The sequence below is a fragment of the Bacillus hominis genome (assembly GCF_018332515.1).
GTDB lineage: Bacteria > Bacillota > Bacilli > Bacillales > Bacillaceae_G > Bacillus_A > Bacillus_A hominis.
In genome coordinates this window covers 1-15731 of sequence record NZ_BOQD01000099.1, presented here as the reverse complement: position 1 = coordinate 15731, position 15731 = coordinate 1, and the positions used below count along the sequence as shown (strand labels likewise).

Below are 15731 nucleotides of genomic sequence, written 5' to 3'. Positions count from 1 at the left end.
AATTAATTCACCATATCCTGCCTTGTAAATACTACAAATGAAATGATAAGGGAAACGACTGCCCAAACAGTTAAATTCATTAACGAAAACCCCATTGATAACCCTTGTAATGCAGGCAATTTTCCTGATAAATAATCCGTTAACGATAAATTGACACTAAAAATATATTTTGCCCCTTCCCAAGACGTTGCAAAAGAACTCAAAATCCCGCCAGCAATTAATGCAGCTAGCATAACGCCCATACCAGCTGGTGTATTTCGAATTAAAACAGAAACCATAAACGATATAGTTCCTACCACAATGGCAACAAACCAAGCTAGTCCGTACGCCATTAATATATATTGCCACTGTGGGATAAGATGTACAAAGTTCGTATTTAATGTCTCCTTATCAATAACAAATCCAGTTAAAACAGGCAAATTCCATCCTGAGTATCCAAATACAAGCCCCGATAATGCGTAAGCAAACACACCGACAAGAAGCAAGATGAGTGAAATGAAAAATAACATCGTCACGTATTTACTAAGGAGTATTTTCCAGCGCCGAATTGGCCTCGTAAGGAGCATTTTCATCGTACCGTCACTTCGTTCTCCTGAAACAATATCAATTGCGACAATCATAACGAGCAATGGAATAAATAACGTTATTCCTTGTTCAATAAACGCCCTCACAAATGTCGGTGCTCCTGGCGCAGTCGGATTAATATCATGATCTAAATAATATTGTTGTTGCTCCACCCTTACTTTTAGCCAATCCCGCCATTCTTCTGGCAGTCTAGAATTGTTCAAGCGGTTTTGTGAATCAACAATTTGTTGCTGTAATGATACTTTCCAATCGGTCGTACCAAGCCTTTTTTGCGTTGTTTCTATTTCACGATACTGAGCATACACAAAAAGTGGAATCAAGATTGCTAAAATAAGCATGACAACAACAATCCGTTTCTTACGATAAATCTTTTCTGATTCATTCAAAACTAGATTCGCAAATTCACGCATGTTGCTCACCCCTTGTAAGTTCAATAAATAAATCTTCTAGCGTAAATACAAGCTCTTTGACGCCATGTACATCTATCCCGTTTTCTACAAAGTGCTTATTCCAAACATTAATAGACGCAACATCCATGCGACATAGTAAACGCTCATCTTCTATACTAACTTCCTCTACCCCTTCAGCAGCGTCTAACATGTCTTTCGCTTTGGAAATGGGTGTAACGACCCATTCTACACGATCACTCGCTGTTTTGATCAACTCTTCAATAGGTGCAACTGTTATCATTTTTCCTTTATGAATAATAGCAACACGGTCGCATATCATTTGCACTTCACTTAATAAGTGACTCGAAATAAATACACTCATGTTTTCTTCTTTTACAAGCTTATGTATAAATTCTCGCAGTTCCCTAATCCCAGCTGGATCTAAACCATTCGTCGGTTCGTCTAATATGAGCAATTTTGGGTTTCCAAGAAGCGCCTGTGCAATTCCGAGGCGCTGCTTCATACCAAGGGAATATGTTTTTACCTTATCGTGAATACGCTCATCTAAATGAACCATTTTTGCAATTTCAATAATACGTTCATCTGATATATCACCAAGCATGCGCGCAAATTGCTTTAAGTTTTCCCATCCCGTTAAATATGTATAAAGCTCTGGGTTTTCAACGATACTTCCAATTTGACGCATCGCTTCTCTGAAATTTTCCTTAATAGAATAACCACCAATAGAAATCGTACCTTCTGTCGCTTTAATCAGTCCGACTAACATTCGAATTGTTGTCGTTTTCCCAGCTCCGTTCGGTCCTAAGAAGCCAAACACTTCTCCTTGTTTTACATCAAATGAAATGTCTTCTACAAGTGTCTTCTTTCCAATTACCTTCTTCACGTCTCGCACGGAAAGTATCGTCGTCATTTTACCCCTCCTTGTTCTAGTTTTAGTTTACTTGCAACATTTTTAACTAAGCGTCCTGCCATATATGTATACCCGACTTCATTTGGATGAAAATGATCAGAGTATAATAAATCTTTTCCGCGATTTTGAAATAGATCAAATGTTGGTGTAATATACACATTTTTATCGTTTAGCGCTAATTTCTCTAAAGCTGCATTCCAGTCTACAACAATGTTTGAAGATCCTTTTAAATCTTCTACATCTTCAAAAGGATTGTATAAACCGAGCCAAAAAATAGGGCTATCCGTATTTAATTTACGAATTTCTTCTATAATTTTCTTTGCTTCATTTTGAAACGTTTCCGTATCAGGGCGATACGTCTCTAAGTCTATCTTTCCGAGCGATTCCCAACCTGGGAACAAATCATTTCCTCCAATTGTTAAAACAATTACATCTGCTTGCTTAATTGAATATTGAGCTCCGCTGCTTTCAATTTGTTTTAATAAATCGGGCATTTTCGCACCACTAACTGCCAAGTTAGTTAGTGCAACTTTTTGTTTATAATCTTTTTGTAAATCCTCTTTCATTCGTCCAATATAGCCAATTCCTTCTTTATCACCAACGCCGCGCGTTAATGAATCACCTAAACTAACTATTTGTAACGTTCCCGTTTTCTTTTTCTCTTTTTCCACTACGTCAGTCTTCTTAATTAATTTTGAAGCTTTCGGATTTAATACATCATTCACACCCGAAACAAAACCGTATGTAAATAAACAGAAAGACGCAATTGTAATGAGTAGAATTACTTTTACTAATTTTGATCTCATATCAAAACCCCTTTTAGCCCCTATAGATTGTCCATAATTATACCAAACGAATTTTCGAAAAGCGATTTTCGTACCTTCTCTATTATGTCGTTTCCCTATCTACCAAATTCGGTAATAACTCTACATGTTTCACATCTATTTCCTCATCATTAATCTTTTCATATAATAATTCAAATGCCTTTACACCAACATTTTTACTAGAATGCGAAATCGTCGTAATACCTAATATATCTGCCACCTCTTGATCATCACATCCGATAATCGTAATATCCTCTGGGATACGAATTCCTTGTTTTTTCGCCTCCGTTACCATTCCTGCAGCAATATGATTGCAAGATACAAGAAAAGCCGTCGGTTTTACAGACATACTAGCCCATTCCCTGACTACATTGCGCCCATCTTCCACCGTAAAACATCCTTTAAACTTCCAAGCATCTAACGGTGTTACAGCAATCTGTTGAAGTGAATCCTCATAAGCTTGTTTCCTTCTTTGACTATTAATGCTATTACTTCTTCCAATGCAATATCCGATACGTGTATGACCAGCATCTATTAAGCTTTTCATCCCGCGCAAAAATACTTTGTAGTAATCAATATGTACACTCGAAATGAAATTCGACTCTATTTCTTCACACATCACAATTGGACCAAACCTCGTATACTCTTCAAGCTTTTCCTTACTATTTGTCCGTGAACATATAATTACTCCATCAAGCTTTTTCATTTTTAACATATGTAAAATTTCAAGCTCTTTTTCTTCGCTATAATTTGTCTGGCAAAGCATCATATTATAATTGTTCTTTGCGGTTTCCTTTGATATCCCCCCAATAATGGCACTGTAATATTGATCATTTACGTGCGGCAATAAAACGCCAATTACATTCGTTTTTCCTTTCACTAAATGAATAGCATTCACATTTTGCGTATAATTTAATTTTTCTATAATCGCCAAAATTTCTTTTCGTTTCTGCTCATTCACGTACGGATGATTATTCAGTACACGTGAAACAGTTGAAACAGATACCCCAGCAAGTTCAGCAATCTTTCTTATATTCGTCATCCCATTCTCCCCTTCTCACAAAAATTATCCCTTGACCTGGTAAGCTTTCCACAATATATCCTTTCCTAGCAAATACATTTTGAAAGGATATACAACTATGCTTCGATTCAAATTAGAATATATATTTTTCATTGGTGGTTTACTCATTCTCTCCATCGGTATTAACATGATGACGACAATTACTTCCTTTGGACTTAGCCCTTATGATTCCTTCTTTATTGCACTATATCAAAATTTCGGGATAAGTATTGGTTTTTGGATTTTTATGATTAACTTTGTTTTTACCCTTATCGTACTCTTTTGGGACAAAAAACAAATTACAATCGGCACAATTGTAACAATGATTCTTATTTCTCTTTTTGTTGATTGGGTTGGTTCCATTACAACTATTATGGACGCTATCCGCTCTCTTCCAAAATATATAACACTTATTTGCGGAAATCTATTCGTCGGAGCTGGCATCGGTCTTTATGTCTCTACAAACCTTTGCGCAGCGCCTCAAGAGGCTTTCGTTTTAACTGTTGCCGAGAAGAAAAAATGGACATTCAGAAGAACTGAAATTTCATTAGCTTTTTTATTTTTAACGTTAAGCTTCTTATTAGATGGGCCAATCTATTTTGGAACGATTATCTTATCCTTTACAACAGGTTGGATTATTCAAGCTTTTATTCAAATTGGTACGCAGATTTTAAATAGAAAAAAGCCTATTCAGCACGCCGCTTAATAGGCTTTTTCGTTCTATTAGAAGAGATACTACTTAGCATCTCCTTCAATTCGGTAATTTGCTTTCAAACAATCTATTTCTTCATACCCTTGCAATGTATGTAGAATGTACTCGTAATCCGCAAGGGAAGCGCGATGCGTTACAATTACGATTTCTGCTTTCCCTTTCTCTTCAAGTGGCATTTGAATAATCTTTTCAAAACTAACACCGCGCTCAGAGAACAATGATGTAATTTTTGCAAATACACCAATTTCATCTTTTACATGCAGTCTTAAAAACTTTTTCACAACAATTTCATCTGGCTCTTTTAATACTTTCTTATACTGAGGAGATACCGCACTATTTCCGTTTACACCTAACCTAATATTTTGCATTACAGCAACTAGGTCAGAAACAACAGCTGTCGCTGTCGGTAAGCTTCCTGCTCCCGGACCATAAAACATCGTTTCTCCTACCGCTTCACCATACACATAGACAGCATTATATTCATTTTGTACTGCCGCAAGAGGATGTGTATTTGGAAGTAAAGTTGGCTCAACTGTAACCTCTAATTTTTCACCATCTCGCTTTGCAAGACCAATTAACTTAATTGTATAGCCTAAGCTCTTACTATATTCAATATCTTCTGCTGTAATAGAAGTAATTCCTTTTACCTTCACATCTCCAAGCTCTACATTTGTAGAGAAACCGAGAGTAGCCAAAATCGTCATTTTCCTTGCTGCATCTAAACCTTCTACGTCTGATGTTGGATCTGCTTCTGCAAATCCAAGCTGCTGAGCTTCTTTTAACACGTCGTTATATGCTCTCCCTTCGTCTGACATTTTCGTCAAAATAAAATTTGTCGTTCCATTTACAATTCCCATTACTTTCGTAATAAGATCTGAAGAAAGTCCTTCTACGATGCTTCGTAAAATCGGAATTCCTCCCGCTACACTTGCTTCATAAAACAAATCAGCTTTATTATCTTTTGCTACCTCTAAGAGTTCCGCCCCATGTAACGCCATTAAATCTTTATTGGCAGTCACAACATGCTTCCCACTTTGTAATGCTTGCAAAATATATGCTTTTGCATCATCAATGCCACCCATCACTTCGATGACAACATCAATATTAGGATTATCTAAAATTTCATTCACATCTTGTGTTAATAGAGTAGAAGATACCTCGACCTCCCTCTCCTTCTCAATGTTTTGCACTAACACTTTCGTTACCTTCACTGGGCAACCTACTTGGTGTATAAGTCGTTCTTGATGATCTGTAATAATACGAACTACACCGCTACCAACTGTCCCAAGACCTAATAACCCCACTTGAATTTCTTTCATAATACTGTCCACCCCTCAAAATTGTGTTTAGATGAATTATATAGACGAAAAATCTGAAAAACAATGAATTTAGAACATTCGGAAAAATAAAGGTTAATCTTTACAAGGAAAACGCTACCACGTGTTACACAATCATTATTTACAATACATAAGGGGTTTCTTGATACACGTAATAATTCAACCAATTAGAGAATAATAAATTCCCATGACTTCTCCACCTAACAAGCGGCTTCTCATCTGGATTATTATGTTTAAAGTAATTTCTTGGCACATCAATATTTAATCCTTTTTGGCGATCCCGTTCGTATTCTTGCTTTAACGTATCACAACTATATTCACTATGTCCGAGTGCGAAAACTTGCCTTCCCTCTTGCCCAATAACAAGATGAACACCCGCTTCTTCAGAATTGGCTAATAACGTTAATTCTTGTACGTTTTCAATATCGCTCTCTCGTACTTCTGTATGACGAGAATGCGGAGCAAAAAATACTTCATCAAACCCTTGTAACAATTTCACATGTTGCTCACGAACCTCATGTTCAAATACACCAAACATTTTTTCCACAAGAGGATACTTCGGCACACCATAGTGATAATACAAACCCGCTTGTGCCCCCCAGCAAATATGAAGCGTAGATGTTACATTCGTTTTTGAGTACTCCATAATACGTCCGAGCTCTTCCCAATAATCTACTTCTTCAAAAGAAAGAGTTTCAACTGGTGCCCCTGTAATAATGAGTCCATCAAATTTTTCATTCTCAATATCACGGAATGTTTTATAGAAGCTCGTTAAATGGTCCTGCGCTACATTGCGAGACAGATGCGATTCCATATGAAGTAAATGAACATCTAATTGCAACGGTGTATTTCCAATTAAACGAAGTAATTGCGCCTCTGTTTCTTGCTTTGTAGGCATTAAATTTAATATAGCAATTTTCAAAGCACGTATATCTTGTGTTGCTGCTCGCTCCTTCGTCATTACAAAAATATTTTCCTTCTGCAATACTTTGCGAGCTGGTAAATCTTTATCAATTATGATCGGCATGTTGTTTGCCTCCGACTAGCGCTGCTTCTAAATCTGCAATAATATCAGAAACATCTTCTATACCGACCGATAAACGGATTAAATCAAATGTAACGCCAGCTAAACGCTGATCTTCTGCGCTTAATTGTCTGTGCGTCGTACTAGCAGGATGTATTACACAAGTTCTTGCATCAGCTACATGCGTTACAAGAGTTGCGAGTTTTACATTTGCAATAAATTCTTTTGCTGCTTCTAATCCGCCCTTAATACCAAATGTTAAAACTCCACTAGCACCTTTTTTCAAATACTTTTGTGCTAACGAGTAATTTTCATTACTATCTAACCCTGGATAATTCACCCATTCAATGCGATCATGATTAGCAAGCCACTTAGCAACTTCGAGAGCATTTTCACTATGACGCTCCATTCGTAAATGCAATGTTTCCAGGCCAATATTGCTAATATACGCATTGAATGGGCTCATACAGTTTCCGTAGTCTCTTAATAGCTGAACGCGTGCTTTCACAATATAAGCTGCCGCTCCAAAATTTTGAACATAACTCACACCATGATAACTCGGATCAGGTTCGACAAGCTCAGGGTATTTTCCATTTGTCCAATCGAAATTCCCTCCGTCTATTACAATGCCGCCTAGAGAACTTGCGTGGCCATCAATATATTTCGTTGTGGAATGGACAATGATATTTGCCCCATGTTCAAACGCCTGGCATAAATAAGGCGTCGCTAATGTATTATCAACGATAAAAGGTACTTCTAATTCTTTTGCTGCCGCTGAAAGTTCTTTGAAATTCAAAACGTTCATTGCTGGATTTCCTAACGATTCTGCATAAACGAGCTTTGTCTTATCATTAGCAAGTGCCGCAATTTCATCTGACGTTAAATTAGGATTAAAGAACGTAACATCGATGCCAAGCTTACGCAAACTCACTCCAAATAAATTAAACGTTCCTCCATAAACAGTTGAAGAACAAAGTAAATGATCTCCACTACTGCAAATATTTAAAACCGCAAGCATAATAGCTGCCTGCCCAGAAGCTGTTGCAACAGCCCCTACACCGCCTTCTAAATCTGATAACTTCTGCTCAAATGCAGCTAGAGTAGGATTTCCAATACGCGTATATATATATCCTTCTGCCTCTAAATTAAATAGTGCTGCTAAATCATCTGACGTATCGTATTTATACGTTGTACTTTGATAAAGTGGCAAAACACGCGGCTCACCATTTTTTGGCGTATAGCCACCTTGCACACAAATCGTTCCTTTCCCCCATGATTCTCCCATCTCTCATTCTCCTTTCTTTTATCCCGCTACTTACGGACAGTAAGACCCCCACCTCAAAATTCAGCGAATGTGAGGAAGTTAGGTGGGAGATAACTGCCCATTTGGTGAAGGCTAATAATCAGTGGGGGAGGGACAAAACCCCCACTGATTAAAGTTTCACTTTATACAAAATAAAAAACTGCCCCTTTCCTGAAAACAAGAAAGGAGCAGTTTGAAAACACGCTCTAAGGGCTCTTTCTTATCTCTCAGGATTATTACCTGCAGGATTTGGCACAATTCCGTTATACGGCTGTTGCCAAGGTTTCATCGGGCCTGTCCCTCCACCTTTTCTTGATAAGACTATGCAATTACCGTTGATTTTATAGCAATAATTTCCTGATGTCAAACGGTTTTTCTGAATGTTCTAAATTAAACGTAAAAATTTAATATAAACAACAAAAGAAATATATTCCATATTCATTTGAAAAAGACCTTTTAAAAACTCCGATCAATATATAGAATTAAATAAGTGGTTTAACTTATAGGACCCAAGCTCTAATGAAATCCCAATATATATATGTTGAATAAGCCAACCTCTCACAAAGATACTATATATATTCAATTCATTTCACACTAGCGTATTTAATCCTTTCTACATTAAAACTTACATAACGGAGGTATAACATGACAGATAAAAAGGACATGCACTATATACTCGCTCTATATGGCATTCTTTTAGGATCTATAGTAGGAGCTACAGTTTGGTTATTTTTAGTTACGCTAAATATCGGAATCCACTTTATTTGGGGATACTTACCTAACGTTTTCTCTTCCCCCCCTTATTACACCATTTGTGTAACAATCATCGGTGGTATCCTCGTTGGTTTAACACAAAAATACTTCGGTACATATCCACGTCTTATGCCAGAAGTAATGGGTGAATATAAAGAAACAGGTAGAATTGAATACCGTTTTGTACATAAAGCTACTTTAACTGCGCTTATTGTTTTAATATTTGGAGCTAGCCTAGGCCCAGAGGCCGCACTTGTTGGAATTATCGGTGGACTTTGTACATGGGTAGGGGATCGCTTTAAATTCGCTTTAAAGGGAATGGACGAACTAACAGAAGTTGGAATTGGTGCTACTTTGAGCGTCATTTTTAACGCTCCATTATTCGGTTATTTAGCTCCGAATGAAAATGAGGGTGAACAAATTAATGGGTTTTCTAAAAGAAAAAAAGCAATTGTATATTTAACTACTACTTTTGCTGGTTTTTCCGTTTATTTATTGCTTAGTAAATTCGATAATCGTGGATCCTTTATTGTTGATTTTGGGGAAGGGTCCCTTTCAATCAATGAATGGATCGCCTTTCTCCCTCTTACTTGCATCGGTGCTCTCGTTGGTTTCTTGTATTTCAAAGTAGAATTTACATTAGAGAAAATCATCCATCCTTTCCGCGAATACAAACTAACACTTGGAATTATAGGTGGTATTTTATTAGGAATTGCGGGGACTTTTCTCCCATACACATTATTTTCAGGGGAACATCAATTAAAAGATTTGGTCGTTGAATGGAGCCATTTATCTTTTTGGGTATTAGTTCTTTCAGGAGTTTTAAAATTATGTATTACTGCCGTTTGTTTAAATACAGGTTGGCGCGGCGGACATATTTTCCCAATTATATTTTCTGGGTCAAGTATCGGATTCGCAATGGCTTCCATTCTTCCTATAGATCCAATAGCATCTGTGGCCATCGTAACAACAGCAATCTCAAGCTATGCATTAAGAAAACCGATAGCTATAACATTATTATTACTTATGTTTTTCCCGCTTAATTTACTATTGCCGATGCTCGGTGCAGCAGCTGTCGGTAATGCATTTCCGCTTCCTAAAAACAATGAAGCTACAAACTAATACATACAGGCAGTAGGGACAAAAGTTCCACTGCCTGTTTTTATCCCGCTATTTGTGGGGGATGGCCAAAATCCACACTGATTAAAGTTTCACTTTATTACACATGCTGCTTTAATAGCGCGTATAACTCTTCAAAATTATGCACTTCATATGTTGGCACAATCCCACTATCATTTGGTTTTTTTTCTGGATTAAACCAACAAGTATCAATTCCTGCTACATATCCACCTTTAATATCAGCACTTAGCGAATCCCCAATAATGAGCCCTTCTTCAGAAGCGAAGTTAGGAATACGTTCCAAAACATAATCAAAATACTCTTTCATCGGCTTTTGGAATCCCGTATCTTCAGAAACAAAAATATCTTTAAACAATGAATGTAATCCTGCATTACGTAAACGTTTATCTTGCGTCTTAGAAATACCGTTTGTCACTATATATAAATCATACTCACTTTGAATTTGATTTATAAATTCAAATGCACCTTGCATGAGTTGGTTTCCTTCTTCTAAGTAGATACGATAATTATTTTCGAATAATATCCCATCTACTTCTTCCCCGTACTCTTTAAACAAAATCGAAAATCGTGTATTTACGACTTCATCACGGTTTATTTTACCTTCTTCAAAAGCATCCCAAAGGCTTTTATTAATTTTTTTATACTGCGCTTCAACCTCGCTAGTTAAAGGAATCCCTTTCTCTTCAAAGAGCATACGTAACGCCACTTTCTCCGCCTTCTGAAAATCTAACAATGTATCATCTACATCAAATAGCAATGTTTTATATTTTTTCATAAACCCCTCACACTCTCTTTTCTACAAAAATAAATTTAAATAAATCGTATCATTCTTTCTTGTAAAAATAATAGGAGATATCTCATACTACAATAAGAGGTGAAACTATGAAGATTAGCAAAAATAAAGAAGAAATTTATCAATACATACAAATTCACCAATTCGATACTCTTTTTTCTTTTCATGTCTTTCCATATGTAGAACTGCATTCTTTTCAAAAGAAAGAGTTGATATGTAAAGAAGGAACCGACCTCCCTTATCTCTATTACTTAATTTCTGGGAAGGCAAAAATATATATGAGTCATAAAAATGGGAAGGTGTCCTTAATTAACTTTATTCAAGCACCTTCGTTCATTGGCGAATTAGGATTAATTGGCGTAGAATCCGTTACGAAAGCAGTTGAAGTAATCGACGATTGTATTTGCTTAGCGCTTCCTCTTAAAGATTGTCAGCATCTTTTATTGCAAGATGCTACCTTTTTACAAAACCTATGCAAATTTATTGGAGAAAAAACAATTACTCGAACAGAAAATTACGCCAAAAACTATAGTTATCCATTCGAAAATCGATTAGCTGCGTTTATTTTATTAACAGAACAAAATAATTGCTATACCGAAAAACATACTGAGGCCTCCGAATACTTAAACGTCAGTTACCGCCATCTTTTATATGTATTAAACCAGTTTTGCCAGCAAAACTATTTAAAAAAAGAAGGCCGAACATATTATATACAAGATCGAAATCAATTAGAAAAACTTGCTGACGAGGTGAAAATATAAAAAACAGCATTAACATAAAAGTTAATGCTGTTTCTTTGAGTGACGATTATAATTTTAATTAAAATTTGCTTGCTACTTTAGCTGCTTCTTCAAGACCTGCTGTAATGATTTCTTCTGCTTTATCTGGGAATTGGTTATGTCCTTCAATAACTATCGTTTCCATGTTTGTTGCGCCGAAGAAGCCCATCATGCTTGCTACGTATTTAACAGCCATTTCCATTTCAGCTGCTGGTCCTTCAGAATATACGCCGCCGCGTGCATTTAATAATGCAATTTTCTTATCTCCGATTAGACCAACTGGACCTTCTGGTGTATATTTAAACGTTTTACCAGCACGGTTTAAATAATCAATATACGTGTGTAATACGGCTGGAATCGTTAAGTTCCATAATGGGAAACCGAAAACTACTTTATCAGCTTCTAGAAATTGATTTAAATACTTATCAGCAACTGCTACCGCTTTTGCTTCTTCTTCTGTTAAATCAAACCCTTTACCTGCTTTGAATGTACCATTAATCATATCTACGCCTACATATGGTAATTCTTCTTTATATAAATCAAGTTCTACTACTGTATCATTTGGATGTGCTTCTTTATAATTTGCTAAAAATGCCTCGTATAATTTCACACTAACTGCTTGTTCCGCTGGGCGGTTGTTTGCTTTTACGAATAAAATTGTTGCCATTATTTCTTCCTCCTACTACTCACTCTTAGTTGTTATATATCACTTACGAAAAAGGGTACTCCCTTGTAATTGTTGTTGCTTACAAATACATTTTATCTTTATATCAAGACAATTTCATCCTCACATAGACGTATTTTCCCATAAAAAAAGTCCACCTTCTAAAGGCGAACTAGGTCTTACGACTTTCGTCTTATACAATTCCATTTTTCACTGCATATAATGCCGCTTGTGTGCGATCGGATAAATGTAACTTGCTCAAAATACTACTCATATGAGCCTTTACCGTTTTTTCTGTAATAACTAAAACAGAAGCGATTTCTTTATTACTCATCCCTTTGGCCAATAGCTGCAATACTTCATTTTCTCTCGCCGTTAACACATCCACTTGAACGGCAGGTTCTTCTTCTTTTTCTTCCTCCGGTAATGTTTGAGAAAGAAGGGCATTTGCTATATCCGGATGTAATTGAATATTACCTTTATACGCGCTTCGAATAGCTTCAACAAGCTGATCTGGTTCTATATCTTTTAAAATATAACCACTCGCTCCAGCTTTTAGTGCCGGCATTACATGAGCTTGATCAGAAAAACTAGTTAATACAATTACTTTCACGTTTGGATATTCTTTTTTAATACAAGCTGTTGCCTCAATTCCATCCATCTCAGGCATATATAAATCCATTAATACGACATCTGGACTCGTTTCGCCTACTTTCACCAATGCTTCTTTCCCATTGTTTGCTTCCCCAACCAATTCAAAATCTTCCTGTGTGCTTAGAAAAAATGCCAATCCTTTTAAAACAACTGTATGATCATCAACTAACAATACTTTTATTTTCACAAACTTCCCTCATTTTCACATCATAATGGTACATTTACTTTTACACTCGTTCGTTTCTTGCTACTTACAATTTTAATTGTTCCACCAACTAATTCTACTCTTTCACGCATCGTAGTCATACCGAGTGATTTCTTCTCTTTTATATCTTTTTCTACAAACCCATTTCCTTGATCGACTATTTCTAATGATACATTTTTCTCCGTCACTTTGAAATAAATCGTCGCTTCTCCTATATTCGCATGCTTACTTACGTTATTTAAAGCTTCTTGTCCAATTCGCCATAGCGCTTCTTCTACTACACGCGGCAAATCACGCACACCTGTAACTTGTTCCCGAATTTTCAATCCTAAACTTTCACCATATTGCTTTAAAGCTGGTAATAACCCTTTCTCTAATCCAGCCGGACGGAGCTGCCAAATTAATGTCCTCATTTCTTTTAAGGCACCTTGCGCTAGTTCACGCATCTCATGCAAAGATCGATCTACCGTTTCATTTTGACCTTTTAAAACTGCCTCAGCGCCTTTCGTCATAAAGGTTAATGAAAACAACTTTTGTGAAACAGAATCATGTAAATCTCTTGCCAACCGATTTCTTTCTTCCATTCGTACAAGTTCACGGCGCTGCTCGTTTAATCTTAAATTCTCTATTATTAACGAAACATGGTTCGATAGCGCTTGGATTACATCTATTGTATTAACATCAAATTCTCCATTATTCAAACCAACACACAAGACACCAAATATATGACTTTGAATATGTATTGGCGTAGCAATAACGGCCCTATTTGGATGTACGATATGCCCAATTTGACGTTTTAATAAAACAGGCTCACCTTTTTCTAATGCCTTCTTTGCTGCTTCTGTCACATCGTCTTGTGACTCTTCCTGACCATAAGACGCTCGCAAAGATAATTCTGTTTCTTCTCTAATAAAAAACGCCACTTGATTCCATTGAAATACTTCACCTACGTGATTTACAACTTTTTCAGGTAGTACATTAAACTTATGAATCGTTTTTAAAGCTTGAATAAAACGTTCCAATTTCACATAATAATGTGCTCTTCGCTTTTCATTTTCATATAATTTGGTTCTCTTTAAAGCCGTCCCAATTTGAAAAGCAACGGATTGGAGCAAAACCAATTCTTCTTCTGAAAAATGTGTTTTACCTGGGCTTGCAACATTTAATACCCCAAATTTTTCTCCCCCGGCCTTTAAAGGAACTGTAGCATGATGAAGAATCCCTTCCGTATCTCCCCAATTATATTCGATTGCATTATTAATTCTTTTACATTCAATAATATTAACCGCTCGCTCTAATTTCCCATCTACAAAACCACGTAAACACCAACATTCACCTTCACACATTGGGCGTTTATTTTCATATGTAAGTGCCTCTGGTAACTGATAGTCAATTAACTTTGTATACCTTCCATTTTCATCCGCAAGAAAAATCCATCCTGTCGTTAAACCTGTTACACTGAGCAATTTTTCTAGCACTGCTTGCAATACATGGTAAGTATCATTTGATGTATTTAACGTTTCTGCAATTTCTTTTAATATAACTAATTCATTTGTACGATTATCTCGAAACATACCAAGTCTCCTACATACAAGATTTTAAATCGCTTCTCAAGTAAATCATCTACTTTTCACTTTGTACTTATTCGTAACATTGATATAATGGTGAAAACATAGTTTTCATTATATCACTTGAGGGGGCTTTCATAATGACATTAAATAAGGCACTTACAATCGCTGGTTCTGATACAAGTGGCGGTGCTGGTATACAAGCAGATTTAAAAACATTCCAAGAACTTGGCGTATACGGAATGACATCCCTTACGACGATCGTAACAATGGATCCACATAACGGGTGGGCACATAACGTATTCCCAATCCCAGCTTCTACATTAAAACCACAATTAGAAACAACAATTGAAGGTGTTGGAGTAGATGCTTTAAAAACGGGTATGCTTGGATCAGTAGAAATTATTGAAATGGTTGCAGAAACAATTGAAAAGCATAATTTCAAAAACGTAGTAGTTGACCCTGTTATGGTATGTAAAGGTGCAGATGAAGCATTACATCCTGAAACGAATGATTGCTTACGTGACGTTTTAGTTCCAAAGGCATTAGTTGTAACACCAAACTTATTTGAAGCTTACCAATTAAGTGGTGTGAAAATTAATTCTCTTGAGGACATGAAAGAAGCAGCAAAGAAAATCCACGCTTTAGGTGCAAAATACGTACTAATTAAAGGCGGAAGCAAGCTTGGTACAGAAACTGCAATCGACGTCCTATACGATGGAGAAACATTCGACCTTCTAGAATCAGAAAAAATTGATACTACAAACACACACGGCGCAGGTTGTACATATTCTGCTGCAATTACAGCAGAACTTGCAAAAGGAAAATCTGTGAAAGAAGCAGTAAAAACTGCTAAAGAATTTATCACAGCTGCTATTCGTTACTCATTCAAAATTAACGAATACGTAGGACCAACTCATCATGGTGCATATCGTAAATTCGTTGCACCGAAAGAGCTTGTCTAACATAAAGCTTTTTATTCATAAATTAAAAAATATATTAAAACCCAC

At 36.4% G+C, this 15731-nt stretch carries 15 protein-coding genes and 1 riboswitch; of the genes, 4 read left to right on the top strand and 11 right to left on the bottom strand.

What is annotated here, in order from left to right; translation table 11 throughout:
• Nucleotides 1-2 precede the first annotated feature (2 nt).
• From KI356_RS11710 to KI356_RS11695, 4 genes are all read right to left on the bottom strand, one after another.
• Nucleotides 3-995: an ABC transporter permease gene (locus KI356_RS11710; RefSeq protein ID WP_078180857.1), complete on the bottom strand. Its 993-nt coding sequence runs from the start codon at nucleotides 993-995 to the stop codon at nucleotides 3-5.
• A complete protein-coding gene (locus KI356_RS11705; protein WP_128283022.1) occupies nucleotides 988-1905 on the bottom strand; it encodes an ABC transporter ATP-binding protein in 918 nt (305 codons plus the stop codon). The genes KI356_RS11710 and KI356_RS11705 overlap by 8 nt, the downstream gene beginning before the upstream one ends.
• Nucleotides 1902-2711 (bottom strand): SGNH/GDSL hydrolase family protein, encoded by an 810-nt coding sequence (locus KI356_RS11700; protein WP_212935494.1) that lies wholly within the window; start codon nucleotides 2709-2711, stop codon nucleotides 1902-1904. Before KI356_RS11700 ends, KI356_RS11705 begins: the two co-directional genes overlap by 4 nt.
• 82 nt (nucleotides 2712-2793) lie before the next feature.
• Nucleotides 2794-3771 (bottom strand): LacI family DNA-binding transcriptional regulator, encoded by a 978-nt coding sequence (locus tag KI356_RS11695; RefSeq protein WP_212935493.1) that lies wholly within the window; start codon nucleotides 3769-3771, stop codon nucleotides 2794-2796.
• A 97-nt stretch (nucleotides 3772-3868) separates the two neighbouring features.
• On the opposite strand from KI356_RS11695, the gene KI356_RS11690 reads away from it, so the two are divergent.
• Nucleotides 3869-4495: a YczE/YyaS/YitT family protein gene (locus KI356_RS11690; RefSeq protein WP_212935492.1), complete on the top strand. Its 627-nt coding sequence runs from the start codon at nucleotides 3869-3871 to the stop codon at nucleotides 4493-4495.
• Nucleotides 4496-4524: 29 nt separating this feature from the next.
• Here the strand turns inward: KI356_RS11690 and KI356_RS11685 are convergent, their stop codons facing one another.
• The 3 genes from KI356_RS11685 to KI356_RS11675 all read right to left on the bottom strand — a co-directional run bounded on the left by KI356_RS11685 (nucleotide 4525) and on the right by KI356_RS11675 (nucleotide 8147).
• The gene (locus KI356_RS11685) at nucleotides 4525-5820 is read right to left on the bottom strand and encodes a homoserine dehydrogenase (protein WP_212935491.1); all 1296 of its coding nucleotides are present in this window, start codon (nucleotides 5818-5820) and stop codon (nucleotides 4525-4527) included.
• A 139-nt stretch (nucleotides 5821-5959) separates the two neighbouring features.
• Entirely contained in the window at nucleotides 5960-6865 is a 906-nt protein-coding gene (gene metA / locus KI356_RS11680; RefSeq protein ID WP_128283027.1) for a homoserine O-acetyltransferase MetA, read from the bottom strand.
• Nucleotides 6849-8147 (bottom strand): bifunctional O-acetylhomoserine aminocarboxypropyltransferase/cysteine synthase, encoded by a 1299-nt coding sequence (locus KI356_RS11675; protein WP_128283028.1) that lies wholly within the window; start codon nucleotides 8145-8147, stop codon nucleotides 6849-6851. The genes metA and KI356_RS11675 overlap by 17 nt, the downstream gene beginning before the upstream one ends.
• A gap of 235 nt (nucleotides 8148-8382) precedes the next feature.
• Nucleotides 8383-8487, bottom strand: a riboswitch (SAM riboswitch).
• A gap of 323 nt (nucleotides 8488-8810) precedes the next feature.
• On the opposite strand from KI356_RS11675, the gene KI356_RS11670 reads away from it, so the two are divergent.
• The gene (locus KI356_RS11670; RefSeq protein ID WP_212935490.1) at nucleotides 8811-10040 is read left to right on the top strand and encodes a chloride channel protein; all 1230 of its coding nucleotides are present in this window, start codon (nucleotides 8811-8813) and stop codon (nucleotides 10038-10040) included.
• A gap of 97 nt (nucleotides 10041-10137) precedes the next feature.
• On the opposite strand, the gene KI356_RS11665 is transcribed toward KI356_RS11670, so the two are convergent.
• A complete protein-coding gene (locus tag KI356_RS11665) occupies nucleotides 10138-10833 on the bottom strand; it encodes a YjjG family noncanonical pyrimidine nucleotidase (protein ID WP_212935489.1) in 696 nt (231 codons plus the stop codon).
• A 107-nt stretch (nucleotides 10834-10940) separates the two neighbouring features.
• On the opposite strand from KI356_RS11665, the gene KI356_RS11660 reads away from it, so the two are divergent.
• Complete coding sequence (locus tag KI356_RS11660; protein ID WP_212935488.1) at nucleotides 10941-11612, top strand: transcriptional regulator YeiL; 672 nt, start codon at nucleotides 10941-10943, stop codon at nucleotides 11610-11612.
• 58 nt (nucleotides 11613-11670) lie between these two features.
• Here KI356_RS11660 and KI356_RS11655 read toward each other — a convergent pair whose 3' ends face one another.
• The 3 genes from KI356_RS11655 to KI356_RS11645 form a co-directional block, all read right to left on the bottom strand.
• Nucleotides 11671-12297 (bottom strand): FMN-dependent NADH-azoreductase, encoded by a 627-nt coding sequence (locus KI356_RS11655; RefSeq protein ID WP_212935487.1) that lies wholly within the window; start codon nucleotides 12295-12297, stop codon nucleotides 11671-11673.
• A gap of 190 nt (nucleotides 12298-12487) precedes the next feature.
• Nucleotides 12488-13135 carry a response regulator gene (locus KI356_RS11650; RefSeq protein ID WP_212935486.1) on the bottom strand — a complete coding sequence of 216 codons (648 nt, stop codon included), beginning with the start codon at nucleotides 13133-13135 and terminating at the stop codon, nucleotides 12488-12490.
• A 20-nt stretch (nucleotides 13136-13155) separates the two neighbouring features.
• Nucleotides 13156-14727 carry a GAF domain-containing sensor histidine kinase gene (locus KI356_RS11645; RefSeq protein ID WP_212935485.1) on the bottom strand — a complete coding sequence of 524 codons (1572 nt, stop codon included), beginning with the start codon at nucleotides 14725-14727 and terminating at the stop codon, nucleotides 13156-13158.
• Nucleotides 14728-14861: 134 nt separating this feature from the next.
• On the opposite strand from KI356_RS11645, the gene pdxK reads away from it, so the two are divergent.
• Nucleotides 14862-15686: a pyridoxine/pyridoxal/pyridoxamine kinase gene (gene pdxK / locus KI356_RS11640; protein ID WP_000174255.1), complete on the top strand. Its 825-nt coding sequence runs from the start codon at nucleotides 14862-14864 to the stop codon at nucleotides 15684-15686.
• Nucleotides 15687-15731: the final 45 nt, after the last annotated feature.